11 protein-coding genes are annotated in these 14,240 nt (G+C 73.8%); 2 read left to right on the plus strand and 9 right to left on the minus strand.

Annotation, left to right across the window (positions count from 1 at the left end; genetic code table 11):
• A partial coding sequence (locus GA0115242_RS40370) for a helix-turn-helix domain-containing protein (RefSeq protein WP_176729884.1) occupies positions 1 to 697 on the minus strand: 697 nt, incomplete at its 3' end.
• A 454-nt stretch (positions 698 to 1,151) separates the two neighbouring features.
• Between GA0115242_RS40370 and GA0115242_RS22575 the strand changes: the two genes are divergently transcribed.
• Positions 1,152 to 1,661 (plus strand): DUF2165 domain-containing protein, encoded by a 510-nt coding sequence (locus tag GA0115242_RS22575; RefSeq protein WP_093831312.1) that lies wholly within the window; start codon positions 1,152 to 1,154, stop codon positions 1,659 to 1,661.
• A gap of 45 nt (positions 1,662 to 1,706) precedes the next feature.
• Here GA0115242_RS22575 and GA0115242_RS22580 read toward each other — a convergent pair whose 3' ends face one another.
• The 3 genes from GA0115242_RS22580 to GA0115242_RS22590 form a co-directional block, all read right to left on the minus strand.
• Complete coding sequence (locus GA0115242_RS22580; RefSeq protein WP_093831314.1) at positions 1,707 to 2,273, minus strand: hypothetical protein; 567 nt, start codon at positions 2,271 to 2,273, stop codon at positions 1,707 to 1,709.
• Between the two features lie 50 nt (positions 2,274 to 2,323).
• Positions 2,324 to 4,909 carry a bifunctional FO biosynthesis protein CofGH gene (locus GA0115242_RS22585; protein ID WP_093831316.1) on the minus strand — a complete coding sequence of 862 codons (2,586 nt, stop codon included), beginning with the start codon at positions 4,907 to 4,909 and terminating at the stop codon, positions 2,324 to 2,326.
• Positions 4,910 to 4,978: 69 nt separating this feature from the next.
• Positions 4,979 to 5,845 (minus strand): LLM class F420-dependent oxidoreductase, encoded by an 867-nt coding sequence (locus GA0115242_RS22590; RefSeq protein ID WP_093831318.1) that lies wholly within the window; start codon positions 5,843 to 5,845, stop codon positions 4,979 to 4,981.
• A gap of 302 nt (positions 5,846 to 6,147) precedes the next feature.
• On the opposite strand from GA0115242_RS22590, the gene GA0115242_RS22600 reads away from it, so the two are divergent.
• Positions 6,148 to 7,677: a CehA/McbA family metallohydrolase gene (locus tag GA0115242_RS22600; protein ID WP_093831322.1), complete on the plus strand. Its 1,530-nt coding sequence runs from the start codon at positions 6,148 to 6,150 to the stop codon at positions 7,675 to 7,677.
• Positions 7,678 to 7,749: 72 nt separating this feature from the next.
• On the opposite strand, the gene GA0115242_RS22605 is transcribed toward GA0115242_RS22600, so the two are convergent.
• From GA0115242_RS22605 to GA0115242_RS22625, 5 genes are all read right to left on the minus strand, one after another.
• The gene (locus GA0115242_RS22605; protein WP_093831324.1) at positions 7,750 to 8,598 is read right to left on the minus strand and encodes an endonuclease/exonuclease/phosphatase family protein; all 849 of its coding nucleotides are present in this window, start codon (positions 8,596 to 8,598) and stop codon (positions 7,750 to 7,752) included.
• Positions 8,599 to 8,715: 117 nt separating this feature from the next.
• Positions 8,716 to 10,170: an aldehyde dehydrogenase family protein gene (locus GA0115242_RS22610; protein WP_256089528.1), complete on the minus strand. Its 1,455-nt coding sequence runs from the start codon at positions 10,168 to 10,170 to the stop codon at positions 8,716 to 8,718.
• Complete coding sequence (locus GA0115242_RS22615; RefSeq protein ID WP_093831326.1) at positions 10,167 to 11,897, minus strand: N-acyl-D-amino-acid deacylase family protein; 1,731 nt, start codon at positions 11,895 to 11,897, stop codon at positions 10,167 to 10,169. The genes GA0115242_RS22610 and GA0115242_RS22615 overlap by 4 nt, the downstream gene beginning before the upstream one ends.
• A gap of 324 nt (positions 11,898 to 12,221) precedes the next feature.
• Positions 12,222 to 13,340: an LLM class flavin-dependent oxidoreductase gene (locus tag GA0115242_RS22620; protein ID WP_093831328.1), complete on the minus strand. Its 1,119-nt coding sequence runs from the start codon at positions 13,338 to 13,340 to the stop codon at positions 12,222 to 12,224.
• A gap of 120 nt (positions 13,341 to 13,460) precedes the next feature.
• Entirely contained in the window at positions 13,461 to 14,231 is a 771-nt protein-coding gene (locus GA0115242_RS22625) for an SDR family NAD(P)-dependent oxidoreductase (protein WP_093831330.1), read from the minus strand.
• Between the last annotated feature and the right edge of the window lie 9 nt (positions 14,232 to 14,240).

Raw genomic sequence — 14,240 nt, forward strand, 5'->3', positions numbered from 1 at the left:
CGGCGAGGCGGCGGGCGAGGAATCCGGCCGGGTGGCGGATGGGGTCGTCGGGCAGCCCGGCGGTCACCGCCCGCTGGACGGCACCGGCGGGAACCCCGCGCGCCAGCCACTCCTGCACCGCGGGCACGAGCCGCAGCACGTCCCGCTCGGAGAGCAGCAGGCGGGAGTCGAGGGCCCGGAGCCCGCAGAGGAGGTCGGCGGCGGGCGAGCGGGGCGCGGAGACGGGAGGGGCCCCGGGGGCGGTGGTGGGGGCGGGGGCCGGTACGGAGACGGGGACGGTGCCGGGGTCAGGCCGGGGCTCCGGGACGGCGGTGGGGGCGGTCGCCGGGGTGTTCGGGGTCGCGGCCCTGGGCTTGTTGTAGGAGAACGTGCGGGTCACCACGCGGCCGGACGGTAAGCGCTCCTTGCGGCGGGCCAGGTACCCGTGGGCCTCCAACTCCCGCAGCGCGGCGGCGATCCGGATCTCGCCCTCGGGGAAGCGCGCGGCGATCGCCTTGATCCCGACGGGACTTCCCTGGGGCAGCGACTGGATGTGGGTGGCGAGCCCGATCGCGACGAGGGAGAGGTCGGGGTGCTGGGCGAGGTGGTTCCCGACCACGGTGAAGTGGTCGTGATGGCGTTCGGTGACATGACCGACCCCGCTGCCGGAAGGGCCGGACCGGGAACGGGAGGGCGCGATAGGCTGACGCACAGTCATCGGGAAGGGGCTTTCCTTCTCTGGTGATCAGGCCCTCGCTCCGGGATTGCCGTCCCGGCGGGGGCCGTTTCATGCTCGGCGTGGTGAGGCTGAGGCTGCACCACCGAATCCCGTGCGCGCCAGCGGAGTTGAGGAAGTTCACCCCTGAGGGTGACCGCCGGAGGTTTGGGAAGGGACGGGGTTGGTTCTTTCCCGGTTTCTTTCTTCTCTGGCGTCGAGCGGGACCGGGTCCCGACCACCCCCGACCCGGCACGAGCCGCCCGGGAACCATGACAGGACCCGAACCGGAGCCCCACCCGGAGGCCCCCCGCACGGACCGCCGGTCCCCCGCCCCGCCCCCGCCCCCGCGCACCCGGCTACCGGGTCGCGGTTGCGGGGGATGCGGTGAGGGAAGCACGCTCCCGGTGGGAGGACGGTGTGGGCATGAAGTCCGTGCGCCGGGAAAGAACCCCGCATGACCACCACACGCGCCCCGCGCTCCCCCCTCGTTCTCGCTGCCGGGATTCTCACCGGGATCGTCGCGCTCTACATCGGGCTCGTGGTCCTCGGGAACGTCACCGACTTCGGGACCAACCGGCAGTTCGTGCGGCACGTGCTCGCCATGGACACCACGTTCGGGGACGACGATCTGATGTGGCGGGCCATGACCAGCCGGTGGCTCCAGGACGCCGCCTATGTCGCGATCATCGTCTGGGAGGGGGTCGCCGCGCTCGTGCTGGGCGCCGGGACCTGGTTCTGGGGGCGCCGGGACGTGGGCCGGGCCCGGACGCTGTCGACGTACGGGCTGCTCATGCTGATGCTGCTGTTCGGCGCCGGGTTCCTCGCGATCGGCGGCGAGTGGTTCTCGATGTGGCAGTCGAAGGACTGGAACGGCCTCGACGCGGCGACCCGGGTCTTCCTGGTCAGCGGGGTCGTGCTGGTCGTCGTGCAGCTCACCGGTGACCGCCCGCGGGAGACGGACTGACGGCGGGGCGGGGCGCCCGCGGAGTGCGGGCGCCCTGACGTCTTTCTACTCGACGACCGTCACCTTCGTGCCCGTCGTCCCGAACGCCCAGAGGGCGGTGCCGTCCGCCGTGCGCAGGCGGATGCCGCCCGTCGTCTGGGTGGCGGCGGGCGGCGGGGAGGCGCCGTCCAGGGCGTTGGAGAACGCCAGGTTCACGCCCGACTTCACGCCGAAGTACAGAATGTTCTGGATCTTCACTCCGTCGGAGCCGGTGATCGGCCCCTCCTTGCGCAGCGAGACCGTGTAGCTGCCCGGGTCGGGGGCCACCGTCCCCGGCCAGACCGAGAAGGTGCGGCGGGAGGCGTCGCTGGCGTCGATCAGCCAGACCCGGTGCCGGTCGACGGAGTAGACGATTCTGCGGCCCGTGCCCGAGTCGTCCGGCACCCCCGTGGGCGCGGGGGACGCCGAGGGCGACGGTGACGCCGTCGCCCGCGGTGTCGGGCTGGCGGCCGCCGTGGGGGCCGGGTGCGGACCCCGGTCCGCCTGTACGGCCAGGACGACGACCGCCGCGACCGCTCCCGCGGTCAGACCGGTGACCCAGACCCATGAGGGCAGTCGGGCTGGCACGGGCACGCAACTCCTCAGCTACACGTCCTCGTCAAACAGAGGTCGGATCATCGTACTCACTCCAGCACGGGCAGAAGTTCCGGCAGATGCCCGTCGGAGGCGGCGGCGGCCCGTCGCCGCTCCTCGGGGACCTCCCCGTAGAGGGTCGTACGGGGCTTCGCCGGGCGTCCGGCCGCGTCCGCGACCGCGATCAGGTCCCGCACCGACTTGTAGGAGCCGTAGGAGGAGCCCGCCATCCGGGAGATCGTCTCCTCCATCAGCGTGCCGCCCAGGTCGTTGGCGCCGGAGCGCAGCATCTCCGCCGCGCCCTCCGTGCCCAGCTTCACCCAGCTCGTCTGGATGTTGGGGATCCAGGGGTGCAGCAGCAGGCGGGCCATCGCGGTGACCGCCCGGTTGTCCCGGATCGTGGGGCCGGGGCGGGCGATGCCCGCGAGGTAGACCGGCGCGTTGGTGTGGATGAAGGGCAGGGTCACGAACTCCGTGAAGCCGCCGGTGCGTTGCTGGATGCCGGCCAGCGTGCGCAGGTGGCCGAGCCAGTGCCGGGGCTGGTCGACGTGGCCGTACATCATCGTCGACGAGGAGCGGATACCCAGCTCGTGGGCGGTGGTGATGACCTCGATCCAGGTCGCCGCGGGCAGCTTGCCCTTGGTGAGGATCCAGCGGACCTCGTCGTCGAGGATCTCGGCGGCGGTGCCGGGCACGGAGTCGAGGCCCGCCTCCTTGGCCGCCGTCAGCCACTCCTTGACCGAAAGGCCGGTCCTGGTCGCGCCGTTGACGACCTCCATCGGGGAGAACGCGTGCACGTGCATGCCGGGGACGCGTTCCTTGACCGCCTTCGCGATGTCGAAGTACGCGGTGCCGGGCAGGTCCGGGTGGATGCCGCCCTGCATGCACACCTCGACCGCGCCGACCTCCCACGCCTGCTGGGCCCGGTCGGCGACCTGGTCGAGGGAGAGGGTGTAGGCGTCGGCGTCGGTGCGGCGCTGCGCGAACGCGCAGAACCGGCAGCCGGTGTAGCAGACGTTGGTGAAGTTGATGTTGCGGGTGACGATGTACGTGACGTCGTCGCCGACCGCCGCCCGGCGCACGTCGTCCGCGATGCCGGTGAGCGCGTCCAGCGCCGGGCCGTCCGCGTGCAGCAGCGCGAGCGCCTCCGCGTCGGTCAGCTTCGTCGGGTCGTCGGCCGCGGTCGCGAGCGCCGCCCTGACGTCGGTGTCGATGCGCTCGGGCGCCATGCCGGGCACGGCCGCCTCGCGCAGCGCGTCCCAGTCGCCGTACACCTCGTCGAAGTCGTCGCGGCGGTCGCCGGTGCGGCCCTCGGTGTCGATGGACGCGTGCAGGTCGGTGCGCCCCGAGGAGACGAACGCCTCCTCCGGCTCCTGCCACGGGCGGCCCTCGACGACCGCGTCCGGCAGGGCGAGCCCGGTCAGCGGGTCGGCGAGCGCCGTCACGTGCGGGCGCAGCCTCGGGTCGAGCCACGGCTCGCCCCGGCGCACGAACTCCGGGTAGACGCAGAGCCGTTCGCGCAGTTCGAACCCGGCCGCGCGGGACCGCTCGGCCAGCTCCTCGATCTGCGGCCAGGGGCGTTCGGGGTTGACGTGGTCGATGGTGAGCGGGGAGACCCCGCCCCAGTCGTCGACGCCCGCGCCGATGAGCCGCTCGTACTCGGAGTCGACCAGGTTGGGCGGGGCCTGGATGCAGGCGGCCGGGCCCATGATGTGCCGGGCGACGGCCACCGCGGCGACCAGTTCGTCGAGTTCGGCGTCGGGCATGCCGCGCATGGCGGTGTCGGGCTTGGCCCGGAAGTTCTGGATGATCAGTTCCTGGACGCCGTGGTAGGCGCGGGAGACCCGGCGCAGCGCGAAGAGCGACTCGGCGCGCTCCTCGTACGTCTCGCCGATGCCGAGCAGGATGCCGGAGGTGAAGGGCACGGAGGAGCGCCCGGCGTCCTCCAGCACCCGCAGCCGCACGGCGGGTTCCTTGTCGGGCGAGCCGTGGTGCGGGCCGCCGGGCTCGGACCAGAGCCGGGTCGCGGTCGTCTCCAGCATCATCCCCATGGACGGCGCGACCGGCTTGAGCCGCTGGAAGTCCGTCCAGGACATCACCCCGGGGTTGAGGTGCGGCAGCAGGCCGGTCTCCTCCAGGATGCGGACGGAGATCGCGCGGACGTAGGCGATGGTGTCGTCGTAGCCGTGCGCGTCGAGCCACTCGCGCGCCTCGGGCCAGCGTTCCTCGGGCTTGTCGCCGAGGGTGATGAGGGCTTCCTTGCAGCCGAGGGCCGCGCCCTTGCGGGCGACGTCGAGGACCTCGTCCGGGGACATGAACATCCCGTGCCCGGCCCGCCGCAGCTTGCCGGGGACGGTGACGAAGGTGCAGTAGTGGCACTTGTCCCGGCAGAGCCGGGTGAGCGGGACGAAGACGCTCTTGGAGTAGGTGATGACGCCGGGCCTGCCGGCCGCTTCGAGGCCCGCGTCGCGCACCCGGGCGGCGGAGGCGGTGAGGTCGTCGAGGGCCTCACCGCGTGCCTGGAGCAGGACGGCGGCCTCGGTGGCGTCGAGGGCCACGCCGTCCCTGGCTCGTTTGAGGGCGCGACGCATGGAGTTCTCGGTGGGGCCGGTTCCGGAGGTCGCGGAAGTCGTCATCCTTCGAGCATACGAGCGCCCTGAACTGCGCAGACAGGCGACGTCCGATTCGTCCCGGAGCGCCGCGCGTCACACGGTGTCACTGGCGGCGGGCAGGAAGGCCGTGTATCCGTCCAGCGCGCGCAGCACCTCGCTCTCCCCGGCGGGCGGCAGCTGCACGACGACCTCCTCGATGCCGAGGCCCGCGTAGTGGTCGAGCTTGCCCGGGGTCGGGAACACGGCGTAGGGGACGACCTGGAGGGCGGCCGGGTCGCGGCCCGCCTCCGCCCAGGCGGCGCGCAGCACCGGCAGCGACTCGCCGAGTCCGCGGCCGCCGATGGGCAGCCAGCCGTCGGCGAACTCGCAGATGTGGGCGAAGAGTTTCGGCCCCGCGGCGCCGCCGACCAGGGTGCGCGGTCCGGTCACCGGGCCGCGCGGCTTCTGGACGGGCTTGGGGTGCGCGAAGCTGGCCCGCACGCTGCCGAACTCGCCCTGGTGCGGGGTGGGTTCCTCGCTCCACAGGGCGCGCATCAGGGCCATCCGGTCGCGCACCAGGTCGCGCCGGGTGCGCCAGGCGACGCCGTGGTCGGCGGCCTCCTCGACGTTCCAGCCGTAGCCGAGGCCGAGGGTGAACCGGCCGCCGGAGAGGTGGTCGAGGGTGGCGATCTGCTTGGCGAGGTCGATCGGGTCGTGCTGGGCGACCAGGGTGATGCCGGTGCCGAGGGCGAGGCGTTCCGTGACGGCGGCGGCCTGGCCGAGGGCGACGAACGGGTCGAGGGTGCGCCCGTACTCGGGCGGCAGGTCGCCGCCCGCCGGGTAGGGGGAGGTGCGTTCGGTGGGGATGTGCGTGTGCTCGGGCAGGTAGAGCCCGGCGAATCCGCGCTGTTCCAGCTCACGGGCGAGCCGGGTCGGAGTGATCGTCTCGTCGGTGAGGAAGATCGTTACGGAGATGCGCATGCCCCTTCTCTACCGCTCCCCCGGCGAGATGTCCATACCGACCGGTCGGGATCGGGTGGAGAGGGAGGCGGGGGTGGGAGCGGGGGTGGGGTGGGGGTACGGGGCCGGGAGCGGGTGGGTGGCCGGCGTGGAAGGGGGCTGCCGGGTGCGCGGCCGGTATGGAAGGCGGCTGGCGTGAAAGGCGGCTGCCGGGTGGGCGGCTGGCGTGAAAGGGGGGCTGCCGAGTGCGCGTACATGCCCTATCGTCGCGCCGATCCCCTCCCTGACGGCGGGAGTTCACCCCCGTACCGGAAGGTGGCCCCATGGGTGACGACGACCAGGACGGCATCGAGGAATCCGGCCGCGGCCCCGGGCGGCGCGCGGTGTTCGTGGCGGGCGCCGCGACCGCGCTCACCCTGGGGAGCGTGACCTTCGCCTCGGCCGCGGGACAGCGGCGGCAGACCCGCACGGTCCGCGGCACGCTGCCCGCCGGATCCCCCGACTTCGTCTACGTGCCCGTCGATGTCCCCGCCGGGGTACGGGAGTTGCGCGTCGCCTACGCCTACGACCGGCCCGCGGTACCGGCCGGGACGGCGGGCAACGCCCTGGACATCGGCCTCTTCGACGAGCGGGGCACCGCGCTCGGCGGCCGGGGCTTCCGCGGCTGGTCGGGCGGGGCCCGCACGGAGTTCTTCGTCCGGGCCGACGACGCGACCCCCGGCTATCTGCCGGGCCCGGTGCGCGCGGGCACCTGGTCCATCGCGCTCGGCCCGTACACGGTGGCCCCGCAGGGCCTGGCGTACGAGCTGACGGTGACCCTGGAGCACGGCGAGCCCGGCGCAGCCCCGGTGCGCCGCTACCCGCCGGAGCGGGCCAGGGGCCGGGGGCGGGCCTGGTACCGGGGCGACTGCCACCTGCACTCCTGGTACTCCGACGGCCGCCGCACCCCGGCCGAGATCGCGGCGCTGGCCAGGGCCGCCGGGCTCGACTTCATCAACTCCTCCGACCACAACACCCACGCGGCGCACCCGCACTGGGCCGACGAGGCGGGCGACGACCTGCTGATCCTGCTCGGCGAGGAGATCACCACCCGCAACGGCCACGTGGTGGCGCTGGGCACCGACCCGGGCACCTTCGTGGACTGGCGCTACCGGGCCCGCGACAACCGCTTCGGGGAGTACGCCCGGCAGATCAGACGGGCCGGCGGCCTGGTGGTCCCGGCCCACCCGCACGCCACCTGCGTCGGCTGCGGCTGGAAGTTCGGCTTCGGCGAGGCGGACGCGGTGGAGGTGTGGAACGGCCCCTTCACCGCCGACGACGAGGTGGCGCTGGCCGCGTGGGACGGCCTGCTCGTGGCGGCGGCGCGCGGCGGGCGGGAGTGGCTGCCCGCGATGGGCAGCAGCGACGCGCACCGCGATCCGGACGTGGTGGGGCTGCCGCAGACGGTGGTGCTCGCCGACGACCTCACCCGGACGGCGATCCAGGACGGCATCCGCGCGGGCCGCTCCTACCTCGCCGAGTCCAGGGACGTCTCCCTGGCGTTCACCGCCACCGGCGGGCGGGGGCTGCGCGCGGGCATCGGCGAACGCCTGCGGGTCGCGCCCGACGCGCCGGTCACCGTCCGCCTGGAGGTCGACGGCGCCCCGGGGTGCGTGCCGCGCCTGGTGACCGACGAGGGCGTGCTGCTCACCGGTGACCCGCTGCCGTCCGGCGGGACGGGCGTCCTTCAGTGGCGGACGACGGCGGCGTACGCGGCGTACGTGCGCGCGGAGGTCCGCCACCCGGCGACGGCGCCCCCGCTGCCGGGGCCCCCGGCGGCGCTCACCAACCCGATCTTCCTGGGCGCGCGCTAGTGCCCTGACCTGGAGAGTCCACCGGCTCGCGACGCCCGGCAGCCTTTCCGGCGCGCCTTTCCGGTCACGGCATCAGGGGGTGTCCGGCGCCGGTGCGGTGGCCGGGGAGGCGAGGTCGGCGACCACCGCCGCGTGGTCGGAGGGCCAGACGCCGTCGACGGCGCCGTGACCGGCGCGCGCCGCCCGCAGCACCGTGCCGAGGCCGCCGGGTCCGGCCGGGCCTCCGACGTGGACGTAGTCGATGCGGGCGGCGGGGCCAAGGCCCGGCCGCGCGTACGGGGTGTCGTGGTTCCAGGTCGCGGCGGGCGCGGCCGGGTCCGCGTACTCCCAGGCGTCGAAGAAGACCTGGCCGGGGACGACGGGCGCGGTGCGCACCCCGCCGAAGAGGCGGACCTCGTCGGCGTCGGGCGGGGCGTTGAAGTCGCCGGTGACGACGGGCGGGAAGCCGGTGCCGTCCCGGTGGGCGGCGACGAACCGGGCGAGGGCGGTGAGCTGGTCGCGACGGACCGCCGAGGCGTGCGGCGGCGAGGCGAGGTGCGCGGTGAAGAACGGCACCGGGGCGCCGGGGGCGTCGAGCCGCGCGTACAGGGCGAGCCGCCCGTCGTCGAGGTCGGCGGGGGCGGGCAGCCTGAGCACCGCGCGCTCGGTGACCGGCCAGCGGCTGAGCACCGCGTTGCCTATCTCCACGCCGGTCCGGCCGAGCCGCCGCTGCCAGCGCTCGGAGGCGTCGGAGGCGGCCCACGTCCAGTGCAGGCCGAGTTCGTCGGCGAGCCAGGCGGCGAGGTTGACGCCGTCCGCCGACCAGACCTCCTGGAGGCCGACGACGTCGGGGCGCAGCTCGCGCAGGACCGTGCGGACGGCCTTCTGCCGCTCCTCCCACGGGCCGAAACGCCACCACAGATTCCAGGTCACGACCCGCATCGGCCACCGTCCCCCGTCGTTCGTCGGCGAAGTGCCCCTGCCCCGAACGGAGTCGGGCGAGAGCACAGACGTCGTCCCCGGACGGGGGAGCGGGAAAACCCCGGTGGTGGGGTCGGGTCAGCCGGGCCAGACGATCGACTGCACCTCGCCGTAGGCGTGCAGGGCGTAGGAGCCGACGTCCCGGCCCACCCCGCTGCGCTTGAACCCGCCGAAGGGCGCCTCCATGTTGCGGGCCACGGTGTTCACGCCGACCCCTCCGGCGCGCAGCCCGCGGGCGGTGCGGAAGGCGCGGGCGACGTCGCCGGACCAGACGTAGTCGATCAGGCCGTAGTCGCTGTCGTTGGCGAGGGCGACGCCCTCCTCGTCGTCGTCGAAGGGGACGACGACCACGACCGGGCCGAAGATCTCCTCGCGGGCCACCCGCATGTCGTTGGCGCAGTCGGCGAGCAGGGTGGGCGCCACCCAGAACCCGCGCTCGGACGGCGGCCGTTCACCGCCGGTGACGACCACCGCGCCCTCCTTGCGGCCGAGTTCGACGTACGCCTCGACGCGGTCGCGGTGGGCGGCGGAGATCACCGGGCCGACGACGGTGTCCCGCGCACGCGGGTCCCCGATCTTCAACCGGCTTGCGTAGGCAGCCAGTTGGTCCACGAGCCGCTGGTAGACCGGGCGCTGGGCGAGCACCCGGGTGGGGGCGGTGCAGATCTGGCCGCTGTAGAAGGAGAAGGTGGTGCCGATGCCGGCCACCGCCGAGGCGAGGTCGGCGTCGTCGTGGACGATCGCCGCGCCCTTACCGCCCAGCTCCATCAGCTGGCGTCTCATCGACCGCCCGCACACCTCGGCGATGCGCTGCCCGACCGCGGTGGAGCCGGTGAAGCTGACCATGTCGACGTCCGGCGAGGCGACGACCGCCTCGCCGATCGCGACGTCCTGCCCGGAGACGACGTTCACGACCCCGGGGGGCGCCCCGGCCGCCTCCAGCGCCGCCGCCATCCGGTACACCGACAGCGGGTCCTGCGGCGCCGGTTTCACCACCACCGTGTTGCCCATGGCGAGCGCCGGGGCGACCTTGCCGGCCGGGTTGGCCCACGGGTTGTTGTAGGAGGTGACGCAGGTGACGACGCCGACCGGGCGGCGCGCGGCGAGCGCGCCGATGACCCCGGCCCGGCCCATCGGTCCGGCCTCGCTGATCTGCGGTTCGATCGCCCACTCGTGGTGCTCCACGCGCGCGTAGCGGCGGAAGCGGGCGGCGGCCACCGCGACCTGCATGCCGCGCGCGGTGGCGAGGGTGGCGCCGCTCTCCGCGCTGGCCAGTGCGGCGTGCGCGGCGGCCTGCGCGCGGATCAGGTCGGCGGCCCGTCCGAGGACGGCCGCCCGCTCCTCGGGCGGGATGCGCGACCAGGGCCCGAACGCCTCCCGGGCGGCGGCGCAGGCCGCGCGCGCCTGTGCGGGGGACGCCTCGGGGGCGAGGCCGACGCGCTCTTCGGTCGCCGGGTCGACGACGTCGTGGAAGCCGCCGTCGGGCTCGGTCCACGCGCCGCCGACGAACAGCCGCTGGGGTGCCGGGGTCACCGGGTGGCCACCGTCCTGGTGTCGCGTCCGGAGCGCAGCACGCGGCCCGGTACGGCGCCGCTCACCACGTCGTCGCGGATGGCCTCGACGCCGTTGACCCACACGGCCCGCACGCCGATCGCCCTGGCGTCCAGGCGGGGGCTGTCGCCGGGCAGGTCGTGGACCAGGGTGGCCTGGCCCGCGTCGATGCGCTCCGGGTCGAACAGCACCAGGTCCGCGTGGTACCCGACCTCGATCCGGCCCCGCTCGCGCAGTCCGAAGAGGCGGGCGGGGTCGTCGGTGAGCATCTTCACGGCCTGCTCGATCCCGGCCAGGCGGCGTCCGCGCAGGCAGTCCCCGAGGAAGCGGGTGGTGTACGGCGCCCCGCACATCCGGTCCAGGTGGGCGCCCGCGTCGGAGCCGCCGAGCAGGACGTCCTCGTGCCGCCAGGTCTCGGCGCGCAGCGCCCAGGAGGCGGGGTCGTTGTCGGTGGGCATGGGCCACAGGACGGTGCGCAGTCCGTCGGCGGCGCAGATCTCCACCAGGCAGCCGAAGGGGTCCTGGCCGCGTTCGGCGGCGATGTCCCCGACGACCCGGCCCGCGAGCCCCTCGTTGGCGTCGCTGTAGGTGTCGCCGATGACGTACCGGGCGAAGTCGGCGAGCCGCCGGAAGACGCCCGCCTCCCGGGAGTCGGCGCGGCGCAGCATCTCGGCCCGCACCTGGGGGTCGCGCAGCCGGGCGATGCGCTCGGGCACCGGCAGCCCGAGGACCGGCCCCCAGCCGGGGATCAGGTTGAGGGCGCAGAAGGTGCCGAGGGACATGTTCATCGGGGTGAGGATCGGCATGGTGAGGGCGACGACGCGGCCGCCCGCCTTCCTGGCCCGCTCGCTCGCGTACAGCTGGCGGGGCACGCGTTCCGGGACGGCGGCGTCGATGGTGAGGACGTTCCAGTTCAGCGGGCGTCCGGCGGCGGCGCTCATGTCGGCGAGGAGGTCGATCTCGGCGTCGCTGAACTGGTCGAGGCAGCCGGCCGTGATCGCCTCGATCTGGGTGCCCTCGTGCTCGCCCACCGCCGCGGCCAGCGCCAGGAGTTCGGCGGGCCGGGCGTGCCGGGAGGCGACGGGCCTGCCGTCGCCGTCGGAGTGGGTGCTGGACTGGGTGGTGGACAGGCCCCAGGCGCCCGCGTCCATCGCCTCGTGGAACAGCCGCAGCATCGCGTCGAGTTGGGCCTCGGTGGGCTGTCCGCCGACGGCGTCGGCGCCCATCACGTACCGGCGCAGCGCGCAGTGGCCCACCATGAAACCGGCGTTGACGGCGATGCGGCCCTCCAGCGCGTCCAGGTACTCGCCGAACCCGTGCCAGGTCCAGGGCGCCCCCTCTTCGAGGGCGACCAGCGACATGCCCTCGACCTTGGACATCATGCGGCGGGTGTAGTCGGCGTCCTCGGGCCGGTCGGGGTGCAGGGGCGCGAGGGTGAAGCCGCAGTTGCCCGCGGCGACGGTGGTCACCCCGTGGTTGAGGGAGGGGGTGGCGTAGGGGTCCCAGAACAGCTGGGCGTCGTAGTGGGTGTGCGGGTCGACGAAGCCGGGGGCGAGGATCAGGCCGGTGCCGTCCTCCCGGCCGCGGGAGTCCCCGTCGAGGTCCCCGATCCCGGCGATCCGCCCGTCCCGCACGGCCACGTCGGCGACGAAGGCGGCCCGCCCGGTCCCGTCGACGACGGTGACCCCGTGAATGACATGATCGAACATCCCGTCAACTCCAGTCCCACGTCAACAGATCACACCCCGCCCGGCCCCCATCAGCACCAGCACGGCCCCTCACTCCCCGGGCCACCAGGACCCACCCGGCGCCCAGGACCCCGACGGCCCCTCACGCCCGAGGCCACCCCGACCCACCCGGCGCCCAGGACCCCGACGGCCCCTGACTCCCCGGGCCCGCCCCACCCACCCAGGGGCGCGGGGAACTGCGCGCCCGGCCACGACGCACCCGCACCCCGCGACGCACCCGCACCCCCTGGACGCCCCCGGACGCCCCCGCACCACGCACCGCCCCGCCCCGCCCCGCGCGACCGCCTACGACGAAGCCCTGAACCGCGAGGTCCGATGCACGGGATCCGTGTCGATCCGCGGGATCACGTGCTCCCCGATCAGCCGGATCGTGCGCAGCGTCTCCTCCTTCGGCACCCCCACCGGCAGCCCGAAGCTCAACTGGTCGGCCCCGGCCTGCTCCCACCGCTTGCACTGCGTGAGCACCTCGTCGGGGTCGCCGCAGATCAGCAGCTCCTCCTCGATGAGCAGCTCGACGAACTCGGGGGTGTACTCGGGCAGCGTCTCGGGCCACTCGGGGAACCCCTCGGGGCGCGGGAAGGTGTCGTGGTAGCGGAAGACCAGCGACGGCAGGTAGTGCAGCCCGCCGCTGACCGCCGTCGCGATCGCCTCGTCGTGGGTGGGCGCGCAGATCGCCGTCGTCGTCACCATCACGTTGTCGTTGACGAAGGCGCCGACGGGATCGGCGTCCACGATCGCGGACTTGTACTGCTCCAGCACCCACTCCATGTCGGAGACCTTCTGGATGCTGAAGCCGAGGACGCCGAGCCCCTTGCGGGCGGCCATCGCGTACGACGGCGGCGACCCGGCCGCGTACCACATCGCCGGGTGGGACTTCCCGTACGGCTTGGGCAGGATCTTGCGCGGCGGGAGCTGCCAGTGCTTGCCCTGGAACCCGGCGTACTCGTCCTGGAGCCACATCTTGGGGAACTCCGCGATGGTCTCCTCCCAGATCTCCTTGGTGAAGTCCATGTCGGTGATGCCCGGCAGGAACCCGAGGATCTCGTGGGACCCGGCGCCGCGTCCGCTGCCGAACTCGAAGCGGTTGCCGGTGAGGTGGTCGAGCATGGCGACCTTCTCGGCCACCTTGACCGGGTGGTTGACCTGGGCCAGCGGGTTGAAGATCCCGGAGCCGAGGTGGATGCGTTCGGTGGCGTGGGCGAGGTAGCCGAGGTAGACGTCGTTGGCGGAGAGGTGCGAGTACTCCTCCAGGAAGTGGTGCTCGGAGGCCCAGGCGTACTTGAAGCCCGAGCGGTCCGCCTGGATGACGTACTCGGTCTCCTCCATCAGCGCCTTGTGCTCGGCGAGCGGGTCGGTCTCGGCGCGCTTGCCCACGTATCCCTGTACAAAGAGCCCGAATTCCAAGGAGGGTCACCGTCCCCTGTCGTCCGCAGTATTTCTGACGCTCCGTCAGATACGGTCTGCCGCCCGACTGTGGCACCGGCCGCATGCACCGTCAATAGCTGACGGGCAGTCAGATGTGGTTCAGAGCACCGACACCCCGGCCAGCCAGCCGCCGTCGATGACGAACGGCTGCCCGGTGACGTACGAGGAGTCGTCGGCGGTGAGGAACAGCGCCAGCCTGGCCACCTCCTCGGGCCGCCCGATCCGGCCCAGCGGCACCAGCTTGCGGTACAGCTCGTCCAGCGCCCGCCCGGTCTCCTCGGGGTCCGCCTCCGGGTCGAGCAGGGAGGGGTTGGACATCGCCGTGTCGATCGCGCCGGGGCAGACCGCGTTGACCCTGATGCGCCGGTGGGCCAGCTCCAGCGCGGCCACCCGGGTCAGCCCGAGGATCGCGTGCTTGGTGGCCGCGTAGGCGCCCACCGCGGCCATGCCGGTGACGGCCGTGTAGGACGCGGTGTTGACGATGGTGGCGCCGTCCTGGAGGGCGGGCGCGACCGTCCTGATGCCGAGGAAGCAGCCGACCTGGTTGACCCGCACCACCCGCATGAACTCGTCGAGGGGGGTGTCCACCAGGGCGTTGAAGCGCAGGATGCCCGCGTTGTTGACGAGCCCGTCGAGGTGCCCGTACCGCTCCCTCGCGGTGTCCACGGCCGCCCGCCAGTCGGCCTCGTCGCCCACGTCGAGGTGGACGTAGAGGGCGTCCAGCTCCCCGGCCAGCGCCCGCCCCTGCTCGTCCAGGACGTCGGCGACGACGACCTCCGCGCCCTCGGCCCGGAAGAGGCGGGCCTCCTGCTCGCCCTGCCCGCGTGCCGCGCCGGTGACGAGCACCACGCGGCCGTCCAGCTTGCCCATGCCTGACTC

This window comes from Streptomyces sp. SolWspMP-5a-2 (genome assembly GCF_900091845.1).
Lineage (GTDB): Bacteria > Actinomycetota > Actinomycetes > Streptomycetales > Streptomycetaceae > Streptomyces > Streptomyces doudnae.

What these genes read in the sequence shown, in the direction of transcription:
- GA0115242_RS22575 (WP_093831312.1), top strand. Translation starts at nt 1,152, where the DNA reads ATGACCACCACACGCGCCCCGCGCTCCCCCCTCGTTCTCGCTGCCGGG.
- GA0115242_RS22585 (WP_093831316.1), bottom strand. Translation starts at nt 4,909, where the DNA reads ATGACGACTTCCGCGACCTCCGGAACCGGCCCCACCGAGAACTCCATG.
- GA0115242_RS22590 (WP_093831318.1), bottom strand. Translation starts at nt 5,845, where the DNA reads ATGCGCATCTCCGTAACGATCTTCCTCACCGACGAGACGATCACTCCG.
- GA0115242_RS22600 (WP_093831322.1), top strand. Translation starts at nt 6,148, where the DNA reads ATGGGTGACGACGACCAGGACGGCATCGAGGAATCCGGCCGCGGCCCC.
- GA0115242_RS22605 (WP_093831324.1), bottom strand. Translation starts at nt 8,598, where the DNA reads ATGCGGGTCGTGACCTGGAATCTGTGGTGGCGTTTCGGCCCGTGGGAG.
- GA0115242_RS22615 (WP_093831326.1), bottom strand. Translation starts at nt 11,897, where the DNA reads ATGTTCGATCATGTCATTCACGGGGTCACCGTCGTCGACGGGACCGGG.
- GA0115242_RS22625 (WP_093831330.1), bottom strand. Translation starts at nt 14,231, where the DNA reads ATGGGCAAGCTGGACGGCCGCGTGGTGCTCGTCACCGGCGCGGCACGC.